11 protein-coding genes and 1 rRNA gene are annotated in these 22,569 nt (G+C 61.1%); 6 read left to right on the top strand and 6 right to left on the bottom strand.

Annotated elements, in window-relative coordinates; genetic code table 11:
- Positions 1-223: 223 nt before the first annotated feature.
- Positions 224-2,506, top strand: a complete 2,283-nt coding sequence (locus ACJ8IP_RS13925) for a TonB-dependent siderophore receptor (RefSeq protein ID WP_060660058.1) — start codon at positions 224-226, stop codon at positions 2,504-2,506.
- 220 nt (positions 2,507-2,726) lie between these two features.
- Here ACJ8IP_RS13925 and ACJ8IP_RS13920 read toward each other — a convergent pair whose 3' ends face one another.
- The 3 genes from ACJ8IP_RS13920 to ACJ8IP_RS13910 form a co-directional block, all read right to left on the bottom strand.
- Positions 2,727-3,959 carry a YncE family protein gene (locus tag ACJ8IP_RS13920; RefSeq protein WP_069100932.1) on the bottom strand — a complete coding sequence of 411 codons (1,233 nt, stop codon included), beginning with the start codon at positions 3,957-3,959 and terminating at the stop codon, positions 2,727-2,729.
- A 47-nt stretch (positions 3,960-4,006) separates the two neighbouring features.
- A complete protein-coding gene (locus ACJ8IP_RS13915) occupies positions 4,007-6,916 on the bottom strand; it encodes a condensation domain-containing protein (protein ID WP_164107408.1) in 2,910 nt (969 codons plus the stop codon).
- Between the two features lie 78 nt (positions 6,917-6,994).
- Positions 6,995-9,088 (bottom strand): TonB-dependent receptor, encoded by a 2,094-nt coding sequence (locus ACJ8IP_RS13910; protein WP_164107406.1) that lies wholly within the window; start codon positions 9,086-9,088, stop codon positions 6,995-6,997.
- Positions 9,089-9,623: 535 nt separating this feature from the next.
- On the opposite strand from ACJ8IP_RS13910, the gene ACJ8IP_RS13905 reads away from it, so the two are divergent.
- Both ACJ8IP_RS13905 and ACJ8IP_RS13900 read left to right on the top strand, forming a co-directional pair.
- The gene (locus ACJ8IP_RS13905) at positions 9,624-11,234 is read left to right on the top strand and encodes a condensation domain-containing protein (protein WP_164107403.1); all 1,611 of its coding nucleotides are present in this window, start codon (positions 9,624-9,626) and stop codon (positions 11,232-11,234) included.
- 64 nt (positions 11,235-11,298) lie between these two features.
- Positions 11,299-14,394, top strand: coding sequence for an amino acid adenylation domain-containing protein (locus ACJ8IP_RS13900; RefSeq protein ID WP_442524430.1), 3,096 nt, complete (start codon positions 11,299-11,301; stop codon positions 14,392-14,394).
- Positions 14,395-14,436: 42 nt separating this feature from the next.
- Here ACJ8IP_RS13900 and ACJ8IP_RS13895 read toward each other — a convergent pair whose 3' ends face one another.
- Both ACJ8IP_RS13895 and gltP read right to left on the bottom strand, forming a co-directional pair.
- Positions 14,437-15,780, bottom strand: coding sequence for a condensation domain-containing protein (locus ACJ8IP_RS13895; protein WP_164107399.1), 1,344 nt, complete (start codon positions 15,778-15,780; stop codon positions 14,437-14,439).
- A gap of 273 nt (positions 15,781-16,053) precedes the next feature.
- Entirely contained in the window at positions 16,054-17,370 is a 1,317-nt protein-coding gene (gene gltP / locus ACJ8IP_RS13890; RefSeq protein WP_033641576.1) for a glutamate/aspartate:proton symporter GltP, read from the bottom strand.
- Positions 17,371-18,271: 901 nt separating this feature from the next.
- On the opposite strand from gltP, the gene acs reads away from it, so the two are divergent.
- From acs to actP, 3 genes are all read left to right on the top strand, one after another.
- On the top strand, positions 18,272-20,230 hold the full coding sequence (gene acs, locus ACJ8IP_RS13885; RefSeq protein WP_033652607.1) for an acetate--CoA ligase: 1,959 nt from the start codon (positions 18,272-18,274) through the stop codon (positions 20,228-20,230).
- Between the two features lie 91 nt (positions 20,231-20,321).
- Complete coding sequence (locus ACJ8IP_RS13880) at positions 20,322-20,633, top strand: DUF485 domain-containing protein (RefSeq protein ID WP_004930047.1); 312 nt, start codon at positions 20,322-20,324, stop codon at positions 20,631-20,633.
- Positions 20,630-22,282, top strand: a complete 1,653-nt coding sequence (gene actP / locus ACJ8IP_RS13875) for a cation/acetate symporter ActP (protein ID WP_004930048.1) — start codon at positions 20,630-20,632, stop codon at positions 22,280-22,282. The genes ACJ8IP_RS13880 and actP overlap by 4 nt, the downstream gene beginning before the upstream one ends.
- Positions 22,283-22,460: 178 nt before the next feature.
- Here the strand turns inward: actP and rrf are convergent.
- Positions 22,461-22,569: ribosomal RNA gene (gene rrf, locus ACJ8IP_RS13870) — 5S ribosomal RNA — on the bottom strand; the annotation flags it as partial.

The raw sequence follows: 22,569 nt of genomic DNA, 5'->3' as shown, positions 1-22,569 counted from the left end.
CCACCGCCCGAACACACTGTAGGCCAAATACTATTGATAATAATTTGCATTTGCAATAGTGTGTAAGGCTTGGAGATCGTGCTGGTATTGCGCGCAACGGACAGGGATCGGGGATACATCAATGGCATCCCTTGCCGCAGCCGATTTTCTATTCCGACTACACAAAAACTACAACCGCCTTTCCCCCATTCGGCGAGGGAGGGCAGCAAGGTAGGACACTCAAATGAAAAGCAAGCTATCACGTTATTCTTTGGCCACTCTTATCGGCTTGGGATTGGGCGCGTCCGCGTTCGCCAACGCCGCGCAGCAGACCGACACCCCCACCACGGAAGAAAACAGCGGCACAGCGGATAAAAAGCCGCGCGGCGAAGACACCATCGTCGTGACCGCCGCCCGGCAGAACCTGCAGGCGCCGGGGGTATCCACCATCACCGCCGATGAGATCAAGAAACGCCCGCCGGCGCGCGACATCAGCGAACTGATCCGCACCATGCCCGGGGTTAACCTGACCGGCAACTCCACCAGCGGCCAGCGCGGCAACAACCGCCAGATCGATATCCGCGGCATGGGCCCGGAAAACACCCTGATTCTGATCGACGGCAAACCGGCCTCCAGCCGCAACTCGGTGCGTCAGGGCTGGCGCGGCGAACGTGACTCACGCGGCGATACCGCCTGGGTGCCGCCGGAAATGATCGAACGCATCGAAGTGCTGCGCGGCCCGGCTGCGGCGCGCTATGGCAACGGCGCCGCGGGCGGCGTGGTCAACATCATCACCAAGAAGGCCGGCGATGCGCTGCACGGCTCGCTGAACGGCTACTTCAACGTGCCGCAGCACAAGCAGGAAGGCGCCACCAAGCGCACCGATTTCAGCCTGTCCGGCCCGCTGAGCGATTCCCTGAGCTTCCGCCTGTTCGGCGGCTACAGCAAAACGCAGGCCGATGCCTGGGACATTAACGAATCGCACAAATCCGAACGCGTCGGCGCCTACGCCAACAGCGTGCCCGCTGGGCGCGAAGGGGTGGTCGATAAAAACATCGACGCCTTGCTGCACTGGGATTTCGCCCATCTGCAGTCGCTGGAGTTCGAATACGCCTATGGCCGCCAGGGCAACCTGTACGCCGGCGATACCCAGAACACCAACACCAACGCCCTGGTACAGAGCAACTACGGCAAAGAGACCAACCGCATCTACCGTGAAACCTTCGGCCTGACCCACCGCGGCGCCTGGGACAACGGCGTGAGCACCAACAACTACGTGCAGTTCGAACGCACCCGCAACACCCGCCTGAACGAAGGCTTGGCCGGCGGCACCGAAGGCATCTTCGATACCAAGAACACCGGTTTCGGCACCACCAAGCTGGATGACTTCCTCGCGCACAGCGAAGTCAGCGTGCCATTCGAGCTGGGCGTCGCGCAAACTGCTACGCTGGGTACCGAGTGGAGCCAACAACGCATGAAGGACGGCACCTCCACCAGCCAAACGCTGATGGGCGGCACCATTCCCGGCATGACGACCGGTACGCGCAGCCCTTACGCTTCCGCGCATATCTTCTCGCTGTTCGCCGAAGACAACATTGAACTGACCGACACCACCATGCTGACACCGGGTTTGCGCTACGATCTGCATTCGGAATCCGGCAACAACTGGAGCCCGGCGCTGAACCTGTCGCAGGAACTGGGCGACTACTTCACGCTGAAGATGGGCATCGCCCGTTCCTACAAGGCGCCGACCCTGTTCCAGACCAACGGCAACTATCTGCTGTACAGCAAAGGCCAGGGATGCGCCGGTAGCGATACCAGAAACGGCTGCTACCTGCTCGGCAACGACGATCTGAAGGCGGAAACCAGCGTCAACAAAGAGATCGGGTTGGAGTTCCATAACGACGGCTGGCTGGCCGGCGTGACCTACTTCCGCAACGATTACCACAACAAGATTGAAGCGGGTAACTCCCGCATCGCCACCAGCAGCACCGGCACGGCGGTCTATCAGTGGGAAAACGTGCCGAAGGCGGTGGTGCAAGGGCTGGAAGGCTCGCTGAACGTGCCGGTCAGCGAGACCGTCACCTGGAGCAACAACGCCACCTACATGATCGAGAACAAGAACAAGACCACCGGCGATTACCTGTCGGTGATCCCGAAGTTCACCGTCAACTCGACCCTCAGCTGGCAGGCCACGCAGGATCTGTCGATGCAGTCCACCCTGACCTGGTACGGCCGGCAGAAGCCGAAGAAGTACAACTACCAGGGTAAACCGGCCACCGGCGGCGAAACCCGCGAGGTTAGCCCTTACGCCGTCGTCGGCGCCAGTGCGACCTATGATCTGACCAAAAACGTCAGCCTCACCGCCGGCATCGACAACCTGTTCGATAAACGCCAGTTCCGCGCCGGCAACGCGCAGAACGTCGGCGACCCGAACACTGGCGCGATCAACATCGCCGGTGCGGGCGCGGCCACCTACAACGAACCGGGCCGCACCTACTACATGAGCATCAACACCCACTTCTGATGACATGAACCAACGACAAAGGGGTGCTCAGCACCCCTTGAGGTAAATGACAAAGCGGATGACGTTGCCGGGCTTTCATTAGGCGACAGATAGAAAACAAGGAAAATCAATTCATTGATTTTCGGCTGATAACCACAAAGGAGGAAAAACCACGCTTTTTCCTCCTTTGTCAGCCACGAGAAAGGGCGCCGCGGCGCCCTTTTTTTATCTTTCCATTCGGTTATTTGGTGTGTAGCTGAATGCGCACCACGCTTTCAGCTTTGCCGGCCTTGGTGGCAGCGCCGTCGTTTTTCACCGTTACGAACAGCGCATCGCCTTTCGGATCCAACGCCAGGCTGTTAGGGTGCGGTGGCAGGTCTACGGTTTGCAGGCGCTTGAGGGTCTTGGCGTCGAACACCGTCAGCGTCCCGGCACCGTGATCCACGCGCACGCCCTTGCGGTTGGCGACATACAGCCGCTGGCTGCGCTCGTCGAGCAGCAGACCTATCGGCACTTCATCCGTCAGTTCGCTGGCCAGCACCTTGCCGCTGTCCGCATCCAGCGCGAACACCCGGTGGCCGCTGCTGCGCTTCACGTAGTCGCGCCCCAGATGATGGTTGCGGTAGTCGTCGCGGTCGATGCCCTGATCGACGCCCAACAGGCGGTTGCTCGCCGGGTCATACACCAGGTTCAGCAACTGATCGGCCTGCACCTCGTGCGTGGCGGCGATCGCCAACGTGTCGGCGTTCAGGGTGATCACCTGCCCCTGCATGTTGGAGACGAACACTCTGCGGCCCTTCTCATCCAGCGTGATGCCCACCGCGTTGTAACCGAAGCCCGGGATCACTTTCTCCAGCTTGCCGGCCTTGGTATCGACCACGTACAGCACGCTGTCGACGCCGAAGCCCAGCCCCGGCAGGAACAGGCGGCCGCTTTGCGCGTCATATTTAATCTCGCGGATGCGGTACAGGTAGTCCTCAGTGATCTTGAACTTCTTCAGCTCCGCCAGCAGGAAATCCAGGCGCTTGCCGCTGATGCCCGCCTGCTTGTAGGCCTGCTCCAGCACCGCTTTATCCAGCAGCTTGATGCTGCCTAGCGCATGGTTGGTGGTGGTGTCCACCACCCCGACTTCGCCGTTGAAGGCCTGCGTCAGGTACAAACGGTTGCCCGCATCGTTCAGCGCCACGCCGAAGCCTTTCACCTTCAGCGGGATCTCCGCCTTGATCGCCAGGGTGTTGGGATCCAGCCGCAGCACGCGGGAGCGCGCTTCTTCCTTCCAGTCCGGCGCGCTGACGAACAGCGCCTGCTGCGAGGTGCTGTAGGCCATCTCCACCACCGCCGACGACAGCGCCTGGCGCTTGATGTCCTGCGGTTTGATACCGGCATCGTCCGCCTGCGCGGCGCCGGCGACCACCAGAGAGGCCGCCACCAGCAGCGACAGTAACGCGCGCGGGGTTGCTAGGGTTCCAGACATCCTTTTATCTCCTTGAAAATCATGCTTTCGGTTAGAGTGAAACAACGTCATGCCTGCGGCCCGGGCGGCAGCGCCGCCAGAGCGATATCACCAGCGATGTGCTGTGCAAACTGGGTAAAGACGTGCTGAACGCCGTCGGCGATCAGAGTGGCCTGCTCCCTGCTGTAGTGATCCTGACGATAGGTCATCATCACCCGCAGGGATTTCTTCCCGGCCAGATCGTCTTCCATCACCTCAAACTGCAGGCCGAGCAGCGATTCGGCTTTCTCCGGCTCCACCTGACGGTAGGCGATCGCACGGCCGTCCTGCAGCCGGAACTCGCCGTTCAGCTTGATGCGGCTGTGGATCTGGATGAACACTTCGAACATGTGGTTTTTGCGGTCGGCATCCACGCCGAACAGCCCTTCTTCCACCAGGTCGATCGGAATGTCGGTGTACGGCAGCGAGCCATTGATGGTGTTTTTCACCTGACTGACCAACCCGGCGACCGTCAGCCCTTCGTCGAAGCGCACGCGGTGCACCACCACGGTGGTGAAGTAGCCGACGGTATCGAAGAACTCGGCGTCGTTACGGCCGGAGGTCGAGGTGCCCACCAGCAGATCCGCCGGGCCGCCCAGCAGGCGCAGCGCCGAGGTAATCCCGGCATACACTACGTTAAACAACGAAGCGTTGTTGCGGCGAGCGAGCTGATACAGGCCTTCCGCCACGGCGGGATCGACCTCGAACTCCAGCCAGCCGCCGTTGACGTCCGCCGGCGCCGGCACCGCCGGATGGGTGGACGGTTCTTGCCGGAAGATCGGCTGGCCGACCGGCGCGCCGCGCAGCGCGTCGAGCCAGTAATCCAGATGTTGCTGCTGCACCCCGGAGGCCCGCTGCTGCCGGGCGAAGGTGTGGAACTGCGGCGGCTGTCCGCTCCACTGCGGCGCCTGGCCGACGACGCGATGGCGATAGGCGACGCCCAGCTCATCCATCATCAGGTTGAGCGACCATTCATCCAATACCACGTGGTGGAACAGCAGCGACAGCAGCTGCTGGCCGTTGTCCGCATCGCGCAGCAGCGTGACGCGCAGCGGCAGCTCGGCGGCCAGATCGAAACGGTGCTGGCCGGCGTCGGCCAACAGGGCGGCGGCGTTGCCCGCCGGCGTTTCCTGAGAGAAGCGGAACCATTGGTAATCCGACAGTTCGGCAGCCGGCACCACCACCTGCACCACCTCGCCCTGCTGCTCGACGAAGCGTGAACGCAGCACGGTATGGCGAGTCATGACGTCGATAAACGCCTGACGCAGCGCCGTTTCATCCACCTCATCGAAGAAACGCAGAGAGAACGGCAGGTTGAAGATCTCGTCATGACCAAAGGCTTCATACACCTTCCACAACGATTCCTGCGCCAACGACAACGGCGCCTGCGCCCGCTCATGATCGTCGGCGGTCGTCAGTGCGGCATTCGGCTGCGCGACGTTCAGGCGTTTGGCGTACCCCGCCAGCCCGCGCGCCGTCGGATGGCTGAACAGATCGTTAATGTTGATTTCGATCTGATGCAGGCTCAGCAAGCGGCCGATCACCCGGGTGGCGACCAGCGAATGGCCGCCGCGATCGAAGAAATCTTCATCCAGGGTCATTTCCGGCGCCGCCAGCGCCTCGCTGAACGCCTGCAAAATCAGTGATGCAATGCTTTCGTCCGCGTCGCCGTTCGCCACCGACGCGGCCATCGCCGGGGAAACGGCCTCAGCCGCCGGCAATGCGACGGCAATCCGCTGCCCGGCCAGGAACGCGCTGAACTGCTCCAGCAGGAAAGGCGCCGCGTGCGGAGACAGACGCGGATCGGTGACCAGCTCCAGCGTCAGCGTTTCCGCCTCGGGCGAGCTCAACAGCAGCGCCAGTTCAAACGGCGTATGCAGCGGCGGCAGCAACAGGCGTTCGGCGTGAACGCCTTCCAACCGCCACTCTGCAGCCAGATCGTCGCGCCAGGCCACCAGCAGCTGCGCCCGCTGCGGATCCGGCTGTTCAGCCACGGGCTGCGCCAGCAGCCGTTGCCCGGCATCGCCGTCGCCGTGACGTACGGTCAGGCGCATCAGCGGCGCTGCCGTCAGGCCCAGCTCCAGACCGACGCACTCCGCCGTTTCTGCCGCCGGCACGCACAGCTGCACCGCTTGCCCGCCGGCCTGCGCGGCGATGAACTCGGCAAAACGCGCCGCCACCGCCGCCAGCAACACCCGCGGCGCGTCATTGGCGGGCAACAGCGAGCGCGCAATGCGCGTGACCACGCGCCCACCCACCGGCGGCAACGCTTCAGCACGCTGCGCCGGGCTGCGGTAATCCTGCAGCGAGACCGCCTGGCGCGCCCAGGGCAGCTGTGGCTCCGGGATTTCCGGCGGCTCGACCGGCTCCGCCGCGAAAGGCAGAGGCATCGCATCTCCGTTATAGCGGGCGGACAACATCGCCGGCAGGTGGCGCCACGGCAGCGTTTCCGTCAGGATGTCATGCAATACCGCGCCCAACATCACGTCACCGCCCGACGTGAGCAACAGCAAGAAGCGCAGCGGCGCTTCGCCTTCCAGTTCAAACGGCGCCGCCTGCGCCTGCAGCAGGCAATCCATGGCGTGTTGTTCATCCGCCACCTGACGCAGACTCACCGGCAACGGCGCCGAATCGGCGGCGCGTTTAATCAGACCGTTTTCGTCATCAAAAACGTAATGCACGTTCACGCCCGGCGTTTCCCGCACCAGCGCCTGCAGCGCCGCCGTCAGTTGGGCGATATCCACCTCTCCCGTCAGGCGCCAGGCCAGCGCCCGCTGCCCGCGTGCGTCACCCTGCTGCAGATGGGCAAACCATGCCCGTTCTTCGGCTTCGCTTACCGGCCGCTCGCCGTTCGCCGCCCCCGCGCCCAGCGCCTGAAACGCGCTCTCCAGCCGCTGGGCCTCTTCATCGCTCAGAATGCTGTCAAAATCACCGATCACTGCGTTATCTCCTTTGCCCGGCCGTGCCGGGATAGCGCATAAAACGGGGGACATTCGTCCCCCGTCACCGCGATAGCGTTAGAAAGTCAGCTCAACCGCTGCGCCGACCAGGCGGCCTCGCTGGAGCGTCGCCGTGTAAATGTCATTGCTTCTGACCATCTCGCGGCGGTCGGAATCAAACAGGTTTTTCGCATACAGCGTGGCGCGACCGTAGTCAAAGGTGTAAGCCAGCTGGGCGTTGGCCGTCCAATAGGAGCCGATCAGCCCGCGCGAGTCGTTGTCGTATTGCGAATAGTAGGAGTCGGTAAACGCCACGTTGCTGCTCAGCTCCCACCCTTTCAGGAATTGATATTTGGCGCCCATGTTGGCGGTGTAAGCCGGCGCGCGCGCCAGCTCATGCCCTTCCACGCCGCTGCCTGAGAACTTCTTGATGTCGGTTTTCAACAGGCCGAGGTTGCCGAACAGTTCGAAATCCCAGCGCGGCTGCCAGGTGGCGCCGATTTCCGCGCCGTAGGTTTCCACCTTGTCGGCGTTGCGGATCACGCTGGAGTTCTCGCCCAGCGAGTACGGCAGCTGCATATCCTTGTAATCGTTGTAGAAGATGTTACCCGTCAGCACCACGTTGGCGTCTTTCAGGTGATGGCGGGTGTACAGCTCGTAGTTCCAGACATACTCGGAACCGTAGGTGTAGCTGACCACCGGCGTGCCGATAGTGATGCCGCCGCCGCCGGCGTTATAGCCACGTGCGATCTTGGCGCCGTAGGTTTGGGTATCCGTCGGTTTCCAGGCCACGTCCAGCTTCGGCAGGAACACGGTGTAGGTTTCATCGAAATCGATGCGCACCGCCTGGCTGCCGCCGTCGCGGCGACGGTGTTCGCGCTCCAGACGGCTGGCGGCGGTCACGTCCACCTGCGGCGTCAACGCATAGGTCAGCTCGGCGAACGCCGAATGGGTATCGGTTTTATCCTTGAAGGTCGAGCCGCCGAAGATGTTGACGAACTCATCCTGCGTGCCGTGGAAGTAACGCAGCCCCGCCAGCCCGTGCAGGCGGCTGTCCGCGCCGCCGAAGCGCACCACCGGCTCCACGTGAACTTCCTGACCGTCGATCTCGGCGTATTGGATGTTGTAAGCGGTCGGACGGTTGATGTTGAAGTCGGTGTAGATAACGCGGTTTTCCAACGTCAGTGCGTCGGACTGCTCCCAGGCCAGATCCCAGATGGTGCTGTTCATGTTGCTTTTGAACACGGCGCGGCGCGGATCGTGGCGCGGGTTGGTCGGATGCGGCTGCGGGTTAAGGCTTTCGTTCTGCGGCGCGGTGCTGCCGAAGTGGTTGAAGGTCAGCTTGGTGGTCAGATCGCGCAGGCCGGCCGGGTTGAACAACAGCTTGGCGCGGGCGGTGGTGGCTTCCACTTCGCGCGGATCGCCTACCGGCGCATAGGCCGGCAGATCGGCTTCGCTGCGGCGGCGCTGGCGATCGACGCTGACGCGGAACGCCAGCTGATCTTCCACCAGCGGGCCGGACGCCATGGCCGCCAACTGTGAAGAGTGCTGGTTGCCGGCCCCGCCCTTGAAGGCGCTTTCCCACTCAAAGGTCGGATCCTTACTGGCCATGACGATGGCGCCGGCGATGGCGTTGCGCCCCTGGATGTAGCTTTGCGGGCCGAGGAACACTTCGACGCGATCCAGATCCCACAGCGACTGCGGACCGAACGCCTGTTCGTTATAAGTCAGCGAACGGCCGTCCAATGACAGATTGAGGCGCGGGCGGGTGCCGCTGAGGAAAGCGTTGGCGCCGACGTTCGGGCCGGAACCGTCGATGCCGCGCACGGTCGGCAGTTCGTTGCCGATGCCCAAATCCACCACGTTGGGGGTCATGCGCAGCAGATCGGGGATCTGCACCGCATCGGGCATCGAGGCGATGCGGTTGCTGTCGAACACCTGCACGCTGGAGCCGGTGTCGAAAATGGACCGTTTGATCTTCTCACCGGTGACCAGCAGCGTTTCCGCGTCCTGGTAGGTTTCGTTGCTCTTCGTTTCCGCCGCGTTGACGTTACCGATCGCCAGTGAACAAACCCCTAAAAATACGGAGGAAAATGCCCCAATGGCTTTCAACCCCGCCTTTTCCCCGTTTCCTACGCTTTCATGCCGTTGAGCCGCAAAATGCTTGCCCATAGATGTCTTCTCCTTTCATCCCAGAGGTGCACAAAATTTGATTTTTTTTTACACAACCTACATCGACACTCACACAGATCATGACGCTGCGGCCTTCCCGGCCTTGCTGTTGCTTATCCCTGCGGCAAACCCATGTCTTTCGCGGCCGAACGGGCGCGGCCCCGTCCACGGCCAAGCCGCCGGCGGAGCGGCCGGCAGCTTGTATAAAAACGTAAAATAATGTTAAGAATGATAATATTTTGCATTTTCTAATGCAAATCATTATCAACAAAGGTGTGAGGGCTGACAAGATAACTGCCAGAAACCCTTATACTTTCGCAGGAAAAACGAGCGCTGCAATAACAAGCAATCATTTCAATGCTAAGAATAATATAGATAAATTATTCACACCCAACGCCCTCTCTGCTCGGTGTTGCTAAAACGCCTTATAGATAGCACCCGTGCGCCAAATGGATCAAATAATAATAATTTTCATTCCTATTAACATTTGGATATATTCTTGCAGTCTCGTTGGCTGAATCAAAATGGATACCCGATGAAAGCGTTAACCACGATGCAGGCCGCCTATTGGGTAGGCCGACAGTCCGCTCCCCCTCTGGGCGGCATGGCCGCCCACCTGTATGCGGAGTTCGACGGCGGCGAGCTGGATGCCGCTCGGCTCCGCCAGGCCGTAGAGATGTTGTACCTGCATCATCCGCTGCTGCGCCTGCGCATTACCGACGATGGCCAACAGACGATCGCGCCCCCCGGTCCCCGGCATACCTTGCATCTCGACGACTGGCGACACGCCGATGAAGCGACGCTGGCGGCCGCGCTCGACGCCAAACGCCAGGCGAAAAGCACCCAGCTGCTGCCGCTGGAACAGGGCGTTCCCTGCGATATCAGCCTGAGCCTGCTGCCGGCGGGACGCAGCCGCTTGCACGTCGATCTCGACATGATCGCCGGCGATGCCATGAGCTTTCGCCTGCTGATGGAGGATCTGGCGGCGTTTTATCACCAGTGTCCGGCGGTGCCCTCCCATGACGCGCCGCCGGCCTACTTCGATCACCTCGAACGACGCAACGCCGACGAGGCGCTGCGCCAGCGGCGCGAACGCGGCCAGCGTTGGTGGCGTGCTCGCCTGGCGCAGGTGCCGCCGGCGCCGCGCCTGCTGCGCACGCCGGATCGCTGCCGCAGCGATCGTTTGGCCATCCAGTTGAATGCAGAAGAAAGCCGCGCGCTGGAGAGCGTGGCCAAGCGGCACCACACCTCCCTCTCGACGCTGTTTCTGGCGCTGTTCGCGCTGGCCGTCGGCCAGGGTTGGAACATGACGCGCTTCCGGCTCAACGTGCCGCTGTTCCACCGCGAGAGCGAACGGGAAGACGCGCATCGCCTCGTCGGCGACTTCTCTAATCTGGTATTGCTCGGCGTGGAATTGAACCCGACGGAAAACCTGAATGCCTTCTGCCAACGCCTGATGGCGCAGCTGGCGGAGCTGATCGAGCATGCGGATTATCCCGGCGTCAGTGTGATGCGCGATCTGTCACGCCTGCACGGCAGCCTGCAGCCTTCGCCGGTGGTGTTTACCGCCGGTTTCGGCATCCGCGGCAAGACGCTGTTTTCCGAACGGGTCGCCGACACCTTCGGCCCTCTCGGCTGGGTCATCTCTCAGGGGCCGCAGGTCGCGCTGGATGCGCAGGTCGCCCATGTCGACGACGGCATTCTGATCAACTGGGACGTGCGGCTGGACGCGTTTCCCGAGCACGTGTTGCCACGCCTGCTGGCCTGTTACCGGGCGCTGCTGCACCTGGCCGTGCGGCAAGCGGGGGCGTTCGATCGCCCGCTGTCGCAACTGCTGGCGCAGTGTACCCCCGACGCGCTGGCGCAGCAGGCGCCGGTGCGCCAGGTGTTGCACCGGCTGCTGGCGCGGGTGGCTCCCGAGGCCGACTTGCGCGACCACGACGATATCCACCGCTTGGCCCTGCCGGATGCTGGGGTGAACGCGCTGCTGACGGTGCTCAACAAATATCTGGCGGCGGCGCTGACGGCGCAGGATCTGGCGGCGCATCCCTCTCCGGCGACGCTGGCGGCATTGATCTGCCAACGCTCGCCTGAGGCAGGACGGCATGCGAAAACGCTGCTCGCCGCGCTGGCGCCGCAGCACTGAGATCGGTTTCCGGGCGCGCGACGTCCGGCACGTTTTAATCGGTTAGCGACTATAGGGAAGCACCATGGAGACACCATTAACCGCACTGCAGCAGGCCTATCTTCTCGGCCGCAGCGATCGATGGCCGCTCGGCGGCGTGGCGATGCACGACTTCCGCGAATACCGCGCCCGGCAGCGGGATGTGCCGCGCCTTGAAGCGCGCCTGGCCGAGCTGGTACAGCACTACCCGGCGTTGCGCACCTGCATCGATGTGCAGCGCGGCACGCAGCACGTGCGCCCGGAAATCACGCTGCATCTGGATCGCCACGACCTGCGCTCGCTGGATGACGAAGCGGCGCAGCGCCAGACGGAACAACTGCGCGAGCGTTACTCCCACCAGCGCCACGATCCGAGCCAACCGCTGTGGCGCATCGCCGTGATCCAACTTGCCGAACAGCAGGATCCGACGGGATCGCCGTACGATACGCTGATCTTTACCAGCTTTGATGCCTTGATCCTCGACGGCCAGGGGATCTCCGCCGTGATCGCGCGCCTGTTCGACGATCGCCCTCTGACGCCGACCGCCGCCGCGCTGCCGCCCCCTGCGGCATCGGCGGCGCAACGCCAGGCCGATGCCGCCTATTGGCGCGAGAAGCTGCAGGATGTCACCACCCCGTCGGCGTTGCCGTGGCGCGCCCCGCTCGCCAATCTCACCGCATCACGCTATCGCCGCGCCACCCTGACGCTGCCGCACGACACGGTCAAACAACTCGGCCGCCTGGGATCGCCGCATGCGCTGCTGCGCAACAGCCTGCTCTCGGCGCTGATCCTCGATACGCTGGCCCACTGGACCACCGACGGGGAGCTGTGCGTCGGGGTGCCGGTGGCGTTCCCCGCCGCCGACGGCGCGCTGGGCAACGCCTCCAGCTTCGTGGCGGTGCGCTATTCGCGCTATGGCGAAGACTTTATCCAGCGCGCGCAAGCCTTGCAGGACGATGTGCTCGGCGCGCTCGATCACCTGGCGTTTTCCGGCGTCGATCTGGCGCGGCAGTTGCTCGGCCAAAGCCAGGGCGGCCCGGCGCTGCCGGTGATCCTGACCAACTGTTTGGGTTGGGAAACGCTGCCGGCCGAGGCGCCGGTGCGCTTCCACGATGGCCTGACCCAAACGCCGCAGGTCGCCATTGATATCCGTCTGACGCTGGACAGCGAAAAAAACCTGCAGCTGTGCGTGGATTACGCCGAGCAGGCGCTGCACGGCGAGCAGGTAGCGGCCATGCTGGCGGCCTTGCAGCGGCGCATCCTGCACAGTTGCCAACGCGCCGATCTGGCGATCGCCCCGCGAGATTTCATCGATCTGGCGCATTACCGCCACAACGACAGCGAAGCGAATTACGCGCCTTATCCTTATCTGGCGCAGCTGGCCGAGCGGCTGTTCGGCGCGCATAACGGCGGCAACGCGCTTATCTGTGGCGAGCAGACGCTGACCTATCGCGAGCTGGGCCAGCGGATCGCCACGGCGATCGCCAACCTGCAGAGCCGCGGCGTACAGCCGGGCAACGTGGTGGCGCTGTATTTGCCGCGCAGCCCGGAACAGATCATCTTCAGCCTCGCCTGCGCCCTGCAGGGGGTGATCTGGGTGCCTATCGACATCAACTCGCCGCCGGAGCGCACCGCCTACCTGCTGGAGAACTGCCGGCCGACGCTGGTGGTACACGGCGGCGATCTGGAGACGCCGATCGGCGTGACGCCGGCTACCCTGCTGACGCCGACGGATCGCGCGCCCGCGCTGCCGGATGAACAGGCGTTGGCGGAACGCAGCGCCAGCCAAGCCGCGAGCTATTACCTGTATACCTCCGGCACCACCGGTAAACCCAAGTGCGTGGTGCTCAACAACCGCGCCACCGCCAACGTCGTGCACCAAACCCAACAGCGCTGGAGAGTCACCGCCGACGACGTCTTTATTTCCGTGACGCCGCCGCACCATGACATGTCGATGTTCGATCTGTTCGGTTCGCTGTGCGCCGGCGCCACGCTGGTGCTGCCGGCGCCGCATCAGGAAAAAGACGCCATCAGTTGGAACCAGTTGGTGGAAAAACATCGGGTCAGCCTGTGGTGCTCGGTGCCCGCCATTCTGGAGATGCTGCTCACCTGTAAAACGGCCGACAGCCTGCGCTCGCTGCGCCTGGTGGCGCAGGGCGGCGACTACATCAAGCCGGCGACGGTGCAAACCCTGCGCACCTTGCGCCCGGATCTCGCGCTGTTCTCACTCGGCGGGCCGACCGAAACCACCATCTGGAGCATCTGGCACCCGATCGCCCCGCAGGAGAGCGGCACCGTGCCTTACGGCCGCCCGCTGCCGGCCAACCGCTATTTCATCTGCCATGACGACGGCAGCCACTGCCCGGCCGGCGTGGTCGGCTGCATCCATACCGCCGGGGTCAACCTGGCGTTGGGCTATCTGGAGCAGGGGGAGCTGAAGCAGCACGACTTCGTCACCCTCGCAGGGCCGGACGGGCAGCCGCTGCGCGCTTTCCGTACCGGCGATCAGGGCTATTACCGTGCGGACGGCAACATCATGTTCGCCACCCGGGTGAACGGCTATGTGAAGATCCGCGGCGTGCGCGTCTCGCTGCCGGAAATCGAAGACGTGCTGCGCCGCCATCCGGCGATCCGGGATATGGTGGTCGTGGATTATCCCAGCGGAGAGAACAACGAGGCGGCGCTCGGCGCCCTGTATCTGACCCGCGACGGCAAGCCGCTGCCGCTGTCCGAGATCCGCGCCTTCGCCACCGGCTATCTGCCCTGTACCCATATTCCCACGCGCTTTATCCACGCCGAGGCGCTGCCGCTGTCTGCCAACGGCAAAACCGACCGCCATCGTATCCGCGCCGAACTGAGCCAGCGGCAAACCGCGCCGGCGCTGAACGCCTGCGCAGCCCCGCCGCCGAACGCGCCTTTGGCGCGCAGCGCAGAGATCCTGACCATCTATTGGCAGGCGATCGGCGTGACGCCGCGCCCGGAATGGGGAGAAGAGACGGCGTTTATCGCCATGGGGCTGAAGCTGCCGCATATCAAACAGGTGGCGGAGCGCCTCAATGACGCTTTCGGCACCCGGCTGGTGAGCAGTGCGCTCTTGCAGTGCAAGAATGCGCGCGAAGTGGCGGCGTTACTGACCAGCTGAAGCCACACCACTCGGGCGGGGATATCCCCTGCCCGCAGATTATCAGGCGGGCAATGCCGTCAGGGCCGCGAGCGGTTGCTCCCAGGCTTCCCGCTGCAGCGCGCGCAGCAGAAATTCTTGCAGCGCCTCGCCATAGTCCAGCGCATCCTCCGTCGGGAACTGTTCCAGATAAATATCGATATCCACCTGCAGATCGCGGGCGTCGGTGCGGCCGCGATAAGTCAGGTTGAAACCGTCGCCCGAGCCGCCGGCCAATACGCTGCGCGTACCGCTGCAGCCGGTAAAACGGGGCGTATCGAAGGGCTGCACGTTGATGAAAGGGGAAATAAAGAAGCGCGAGTCCGGATCCACGCCGCGATCGGCGGCCAGTTGGCGCAGGCGGTAGCCGCCGTGGCTGCGCAGCTCGCGCAGCTGCTGCGTCAGCGTGGTGAGAAAGCTCCCCAGCGTCTCCGCTTGCGGCGGTGACACCAGCAGCGGCAGAGTGTTGACCGCCAGCGAAGGCACGTTGGTGGCGGCCTGTCCACGACGATTCAGCGCCGGCATCCACATCGGCAGCGTATCTCCTTGCCGGGTACAGCGCGGCATCACCTGAAACAGCCAGGCCGCCGACAGCGCCACCAGCAAGTCGGGCCAATTGATGCCACTGCGTTCCGACTGCTGCGCCAGACGTTGCGCGACTTCTGTCGGCAACCGACGGTTGACGCTCAAGCGTCGCACGCCATACTCACCGCCGCCCTTACGCACCGTCGGCAGCGCCTGCGACGGCGGCAGATAGGCCTGCCAAAAGCGCCGATCGCGCTCGCAGCGTTCAGAATCGACGTAGGCCAACTCGGCCTGTTGAAAGGGGGCGAAGGCGCCCAAAGGGATGCCCGCGCTCCCCTGGCCGAGGTAGTGCGCATAGAGCGCGGCGCAGCGGTGCTCGATTAGCGCCATGCCGAAACCGTCGACCAGAATATGGTGCGCACGCACGTACCAGAGGTAATGCTCCGGTCCCAGCTTCAGCAGCCAGGCGGCGGCTAACGGTTCGCGGTGCAGCGCCCGGTGCTGCGCGATATCCTCGTGCATCAGGCTTTGCGCCGCCTGCCAGGGATCGCGATGCGTTTGCAGATCGATACGTTGCAATGACGGTATGCGCTGTGGCTCGTGCCGTAGCGGCGGTGGATGGTCGCCACGCCGTTCGCCAAAGCGCAGGGCAAACGCCTGCGTCTCGGCGAGGGTGGCGGCGATCGCCCGGCAGAGCGCCGCTTCCTCTATTGCGCCACACAGTTCGGTGCAATGGGCGACGGTGGATAAGGTCTGCCCAGGGTGCAAGGTGTATTCTTCCCAGAAATCAAGCTGCGCTGGCGCCAGCGGCAACCATTCAGAGGCCAAAGCGGTGTCCGACATGTTACCTACCTTTGATAAGCCTGAATAAAAGCGCCGAACGGGCGATGCCCCCGTTCAACGGCTTTTGTGTGTCTCCATACATCATCAAATGAAAATGATAATAACATCTATTATCATTTCCAATAATTTGGTAACACTTTAGATTCTGTTAAGCGGGGATGCAAGCGACGCATTGGAGGCAGAGAAAAGAAAGTGGCAGGCTGAAAGGGCATAAAAACAAAACGCCCCGGGCACGGATGCCCGGGGCGATTTTCATATCCCGCTAGCCGGTGATTAGCCTTGATTGGCCGGCTTCACCTTCTGCGCCAGGAACTCCGTTTCGTAGGCCAGCGCCTTCTTGCGATCGAACTGGTGCTCCCACTTGGCGATAACCAGTACCGCCAGCGCGTTGCCCACGACGTTCAGCGCGGTGCGCGCCATATCCAGGATACGGTCCACGCCGGCGATAAACGCCAGGCCTTCCAGCGGAATGCCGACGCTGCCCAACGTCGCCAGCAGCACCACGAACGAGACGCCCGGCACGCCGGCGATCCCTTTCGAGGTCACCATCAGCGTCAGCACCAGTACGATCTCCTGCCCCAACGACAGCTCGATGCCGTACAGCTGGGCGATAAAGATGGCGGCGATGCTCTGGTACAGCGTCGAACCATCCAAATTAAAGGAGTAACCGGTCGGCACCACGAAACTGGTGATCGACTTGGGCGCGCCGTAAGCCTCCATCTTTTCGATGATGCGCGGCAGCACCGTTTCCGAACTGGCGGTGGAATAAGCCAGGATCAGTTCGTCTTTCAGGATGCGGATCAGCGTCCAAATGCGCAGGTTGCACAGCCGAGCGACCGCCCCCAGCACCACCAGGGCGAAGAACGCGATGGCGAAGTACACCAGCACCACCAGCTTGGCCAACGGCAGCAGCGAAGCGAAACCGAAGTTCGCCACCGTGACCGAAATCAGACCAAACACCCCGATCGGCGCATAGCGCATGATCATGTGGGTGACTTTGAACATGCTCTCGGACACTGCCTTGAAGACCTTCAGCAGCGGCTCTTTGGTCTCTTTCGGCAACGACGACAGCCCCAGACCGAACAGCACCGAGAAGAAGATAATCGGCAGCATGTCGCCCTTGGCCATCGACGAGAAGACGTTCGACGGGATCAGCGACAGAATGGTCGCCACCAGGCTGTGCGAACCGCTTTGCACCTGTTCGGTGGTTTTCTCATACTGCGAAATGTCCACCGTGGTCAGCGTCGACATATCGATGCCGTGGCCCGGTTGGAAGACGTTGGCCAAGGTGAGCCCCACCACGATGGCGATCGTGGTGATCACTTCGAAGTAAATAATGGTTTTCAATCCGATGCGGCCCAGCTTTTTCGCATCCCCCACGCCGGCAATACCGACGATCAGCGTGGAAATAACGATCGGCACCACAATCATCTTAATCAGACGAATAAAGATATCACCCGCCGGGCTGAGAATATTGCTCACCAGCCACTCACGAGATTCGGTCTGGTTGTGCAATACCGCGCCAACAATAATACCCAGCACCAACGCGATCAGGATTTGCCAAGCCAGGCTAATTTTTACACTTTTCATACCCAAAAAGTCCTCAAAGACTCTTTGCGCCGTACAAAGTCGCAACACGGCGAAAAGAATACTTAATCATTTATTACAGGCTTATGTTAATTCAGTGGAAGCGTTCACCTGCCCTGGGTGCGACGCAGTATAAATCTGTATCATCCGGGCGGCATGCTCTGCAAGCCTTGATTTGTCAGGGTTGAGCGCTGAATCGAATCACAAAAAATTCGCGCAACTATTTCAAATGGCATAATTGCTTGTTATTAAAAACATAATTTTTCATATAATGAAGCACATAACCGCGCCAGCGACGTTTTTTTGAACGCGATTAAAATGCGTTATTTTTCGTCCATTCTGCATATTTAGTCCGCATTAAATGTTTATATTTTGTTACTCAAAAGTCAAATAAATGGGAATTGACCGAGTGACATTTTCACTCATAAATGCAGCGCCGTTTTATATTCCGATTAAAAATCGAACAATTCGGCATGATGAATGCCACACGGTATTTCCCGAGTTTTCATCAGGAATTAAGCGTTAATAGAACGTTATTTCACGATGTGCCGTCCATCGTTATATCGCGTTAATACCAACTTCGAATATTAATAGCGAAAAATAATCAAAAAAGATTTATAGCGCGAAATAATGTCGGTCTCTCCCCCCCTTATTAAGCGCGAGGCAAACACCCTCGCCTTTGTTTATTCTTTTTTGTTCTTTAGATAAGTGTTTTTGGCTAAAAAAGCGGGTTTATGATGATTTAAACGCCAAATAGATAGATACGTACTGCAAATGCGACAGAACTATTACAAATCAATATCTTTGTTGCGTGATCTGCCGCGCAAAAAAGAAACAAAGAATCGTAGCAAACTATACTTAACCTTCAGTTGACATATCATTAACAACTTCAAGGAGAAAAGCTATGAGCCAACTGCATAAACACGCTATTCCTTCTGCAATTGCAGAACGCGCCCTGATTAATCCGGCACAATACCAACAGTATTATCAACAGTCGGTTCAAGACCCAGAAGCTTTCTGGGGTGAGCATGGCAAAATCCTGGACTGGATCAAACCCTATACCAAAGTCAAAAACACCTCGTTCGATCCGGGCCACGTCAGCATCCGTTGGTTTGAAGACGGCACGTTGAACCTGGCGGCCAACTGCCTAGACCGTCATTTGGCTGAGCGCGGCGACCAGACCGCCATTATCTGGGAAGGCGATGACCCGACCCAATCCAAGAAAGTGACCTACAAACAGCTGCACCATGATGTCTGCCAATTCGCCAACGTGCTGAAAAAGCTCGGCGTGAAAAAAGGCGACGTGGTGGCTATCTATATGCCGATGGTGCCGGAAGCAGCGGTCGCGATGCTGGCCTGCGCCCGCATCGGCGCCGTACATTCGGTGATCTTCGGCGGCTTCTCACCGGAAGCGGTCGCCGGGCGCATTATCGACTCCAACGCCAAACTGGTGATCACCGCCGATGAAGGCCTGCGCGCCGGCCGCGCCGTGCCGCTGAAAAAGAACGTCGACGATGCGCTGAAAAACCCCGGCGTGGTCAGCGTGGCCAACGTCGTGGTGTTCCAGCGCACCGGCAAACCGGGTTACTGGCAGGAAGGGCGCGATCTGTGGTGGCATGAGCTGACCCAGGGCGTTTCCGCCGATTGCCCGCCGGAAGAAGTGAACGCCGAAGATCCGCTGTTTATCCTGTACACCTCCGGCTCGACCGGCAAGCCAAAAGGTGTGCTGCACACCACTGGCGGCTACCTGGTGTACGCCGCGATGACCTTTAAGTATGTGTTCGACTATCACGACGGCGACATTTACTGGTGCACCGCCGACGTCGGCTGGGTCACCGGTCACAGCTATCTGCTGTACGGCCCGCTGGCCTGCGGCGCCACCACGCTGATGTTCGAAGGCGTACCTAACTATCCGGGCGTCAATCGTCTGTCGCAGGTGATAGACAAACACCAGGTCAACATTCTGTATACCGCGCCGACCGCCATTCGTGCCCTGATGGCCGAAGGCGACAAGGCGATCGAAGGCACTCGGCGCGATTCGCTGCGCATCATGGGCTCGGTCGGCGAACCGATCAACCCGGAAGCCTGGGAGTGGTACTACAACAAGATAGGCAACGCCAAATGCCCGATCGTCGACACCTGGTGGCAAACCGAAACCGGCGGCTTCATGATTACCCCGCTGCCGGGCGCCACCGAACTGAAGGCCGGTTCCGCCACGCGGCCTTTCTTCGGCGTACAGCCGGCGCTGGTCGATAATGTCGGCACGCCGCAGGAAGGCGCCTGCGAAGGCAACCTGGTGATCGTCGATTCCTGGCCGGGCCAGGCGCGCACCCTGTTCGGCGATCATGACCGCTTCGAGCAAACCTACTTCTCGACCTTCAAAGGCATGTATTTCAGCGGCGACGGCGCCCGCCGCGACGAGGACGGTTACTACTGGATCACCGGCCGCGTCGATGACGTGCTGAACGTCTCCGGCCACCGTTTGGGCACCGCCGAGATCGAGTCCGCGCTGGTATCTCACCCGAAAATCGCCGAAGCGGCGGTGGTCGGCATTCCTCATAACATCAAAGGCCAGGCGATCTACGCCTATATCACGCTGAACCACGGCGAAGAACCGACGCCGGAGCTCTATGCCGAAGTGCGCAACTGGGTGCGCAAAGAGATAGGGCCGATCGCCACGCCGGACGTGCTGCACTGGACAGACTCGCTGCCCAAAACGCGCTCCGGCAAGATCATGCGGCGTATCCTGCGCAAAATTGCCGCCGGCGACACCAGCAACCTGGGGGATACCTCCACGCTGGCGGATCCGGCTGTAGTCGACAAGCTGTTGGAAGAAAAACAATCAATGAAAGTGCCGTCATAATTTACGCCGCTTCAGGCCGCTCATTCGGATAACGCGCCGTTGAGCGGCCCTGGCGCGGCGTACTCTATCAATACCTACTGGAGACACTCTGATGAATGACACCATTTATCAAGGGATTGAAGAAAACCCGCGCTTTAAAGAGCTGGTGAGAAAACGCGGCCGGTTCGCCTGGCTGCTTTCGCTGATTACGCTGGCGCTGTACGTCGGCTTTATCTTGTTGATCGCCTTCGATCCCCAATGGCTCGGCACGCCGATCGCCGCCGGATCGACCATTACCCGCGGGATCCCGGTCGGCGTCGGGCTGATCGTGATCTCTTTCGTCTTGACCGGGATCTATGTGTTTCGCGCCAACGGCGAATTCGATCGCCTCACCGCAGAGATTCTGCGCGAGGTGAAACAATGAAGCGCTTATTGTCCGCCGCCGCGCTGCTGTTGCTGCCGGGCCTGGCCTGCGCCGACGCCATTGGCGGCGAGGTGCATCGTCAGCCGCTGAACATCCAGGCGATCGTGATGTTTATCCTGTTTGTCGGCGCCACGCTCTACATCACCTATTGGGCCTCCAAACGCACCCGTTCCCGTCAGGACTACTACACTGCGGGCGGGCGCATCACCGGTCTGCAAAACGGGCTGGCGATCGCCGGCGACTTCATGTCCGCCGCCTCGTTCCTCGGCATCTCCGCACTGGTCTATACCTCGGGCTATGACGGCCTGATCTACTCCATCGGCTTCCTCATCGGCTGGCCGATCATTCTGTTCCTGATCGCGGAACGCCTGCGTAATCTCGGCCGCTATACCTTCGCCGATGTCGCCTCTTACCGTCTGCAGCAGAAACCGATCCGCACCCTCTCGGCCTGCGGCTCGTTGGTGGTGGTGGCGTTGTATCTGATCGCGCAGATGGTCGGCGCCGGCAAGCTGATCCAGCTGCTGTTCGGGCTCAACTACCATGTGGCGGTGATCCTGGTCGGTATCCTGATGGTGCTGTACGTGCTGTTCGGCGGCATGCTGGCCACCACCTGGGTGCAGATCATCAAAGCGGTGCTGCTGCTGGCCGGCGCCAGCTTTATGGCGCTGATGGTGATGAAGTCGGTTAACTTCGACTTCAATACCCTGTTCGCCGAAGCGGTGAAGGTGCATCCGAAAGGCATCGCCATCATGAGCCCCGGCGGGCTGGTGTCAGATCCAATTTCCGCGCTGTCGCTTGGCCTGGCGCTGATGTTCGGCACCGCCGGTCTGCCGCACATCTTGATGCGTTTCTTCACCGTGAGTGACGCCAAAGAAGCGCGCAAGAGCGTGTTCTACGCCACCGGCTTTATCGGTTACTTCTATATTCTGACCTTTATCATTGGCTTCGGCGCCATCTTGCTGGTCAGCGCCAATCCGGCGTTCAAAGACGCCACCGGCGCGCTGCTGGGCGGCACCAACATGGCGGCGGTGCACCTGGCCAATGCCGTTGGCGGCAACTTCTTCCTCGGCTTTATCTCGGCGGTGGCGTTCGCCACCATTCTGGCGGTGGTTGCGGGCCTGACGCTGGCCGGCGCCTCGGCCGTGTCCCACGATCTGTACGCCAGCGTGATTAAAAACGGCAAGGCGACCGAGCGCGATGAGCTGAAGGTCTCCAAGATCACCGTCGTGGTATTAGGCCTGGTCGCCATTGCCCTGGGGATTTTGTTCGAGAAGCAGAATATCGCCTTTATGGTCGGGCTGGCGTTCTCCATCGCCGCCAGCTGTAACTTCCCTATCATCATCCTGTCGATGTACTGGTCGCGTTTGACGACCCGCGGCGCGATGATTGGCGGCTGGTTAGGCCTGCTGACGGCAGTGATTCTGATGATCCTCGGCCCGACGATCTGGGTGCAGATCCTCGGCCATGAGAAACCGATTTACCCGTACGAATACCCGGCGCTGTTCTCGATGATCGTGGCCTTTGTCGGCACCTGGCTGTTCTCGATCACCGACAGCTCACTGGCCGGGCAGCAAGAGCGGGAACGCTTCCGGGCGCAGTTTGTTCGTTCGCAAACCGGGCTGGGCATTTCTCAGGGCAGCTCGCATTGACCGAATAATAAGTGAAAAAAGCAAACACACCCTAATCAAAGGCCCTTCGGGGCCTTTTCTCTGGCTCGCTGACGGAGAAGAAGGAGGAGAAAGCAGCGCAGCGTAGCTGCGCTTTTTTGCGTTTTACGCATAGCAAAAAGCCCTGAACGTCAGTTCAGGGCTTTCGGCTTTATTTGATGCCTGGCAGTGTCCTACTCTCGCATGGGGAGACCCCACACTACCATCGGCGCTACGGCGTTTCACTTCTGAGTTCGGCATGGGGTCAGGTGGGACCACCGCGCTATTGC

The organism is Serratia sp. CY52157 (genome assembly GCF_052168495.1).
In the GTDB taxonomy this organism is placed as follows: Bacteria; Pseudomonadota; Gammaproteobacteria; order Enterobacterales; family Enterobacteriaceae; genus Serratia; species Serratia ureilytica.
Note: the sequence above shows the minus strand (reverse complement) of the source record. Positions and strands in the feature narration are given on the sequence as shown.

Coding starts and splice junctions, on each gene's coding strand:
- ACJ8IP_RS13925 (WP_060660058.1), top strand. CDS start 224: ATGAAAAGCAAGCTATCACGTTATTCTTTGGCCACTCTTATCGGCTTG.
- actP (WP_004930048.1), top strand. CDS start 20,630: ATGAAGCGCTTATTGTCCGCCGCCGCGCTGCTGTTGCTGCCGGGCCTG.
- ACJ8IP_RS13920 (WP_069100932.1), bottom strand. CDS start 3,959: ATGTCTGGAACCCTAGCAACCCCGCGCGCGTTACTGTCGCTGCTGGTG.
- ACJ8IP_RS13905 (WP_164107403.1), top strand. CDS start 9,624: ATGAAAGCGTTAACCACGATGCAGGCCGCCTATTGGGTAGGCCGACAG.
- gltP (WP_033641576.1), bottom strand. CDS start 17,370: ATGAAAAGTGTAAAAATTAGCCTGGCTTGGCAAATCCTGATCGCGTTG.
- acs (WP_033652607.1), top strand. CDS start 18,272: ATGAGCCAACTGCATAAACACGCTATTCCTTCTGCAATTGCAGAACGC.
- ACJ8IP_RS13880 (WP_004930047.1), top strand. CDS start 20,322: ATGAATGACACCATTTATCAAGGGATTGAAGAAAACCCGCGCTTTAAA.
- ACJ8IP_RS13900 (WP_442524430.1), top strand. CDS start 11,299: ATGGAGACACCATTAACCGCACTGCAGCAGGCCTATCTTCTCGGCCGC.
- ACJ8IP_RS13910 (WP_164107406.1), bottom strand. CDS start 9,088: ATGGGCAAGCATTTTGCGGCTCAACGGCATGAAAGCGTAGGAAACGGG.
- ACJ8IP_RS13895 (WP_164107399.1), bottom strand. CDS start 15,780: ATGTCGGACACCGCTTTGGCCTCTGAATGGTTGCCGCTGGCGCCAGCG.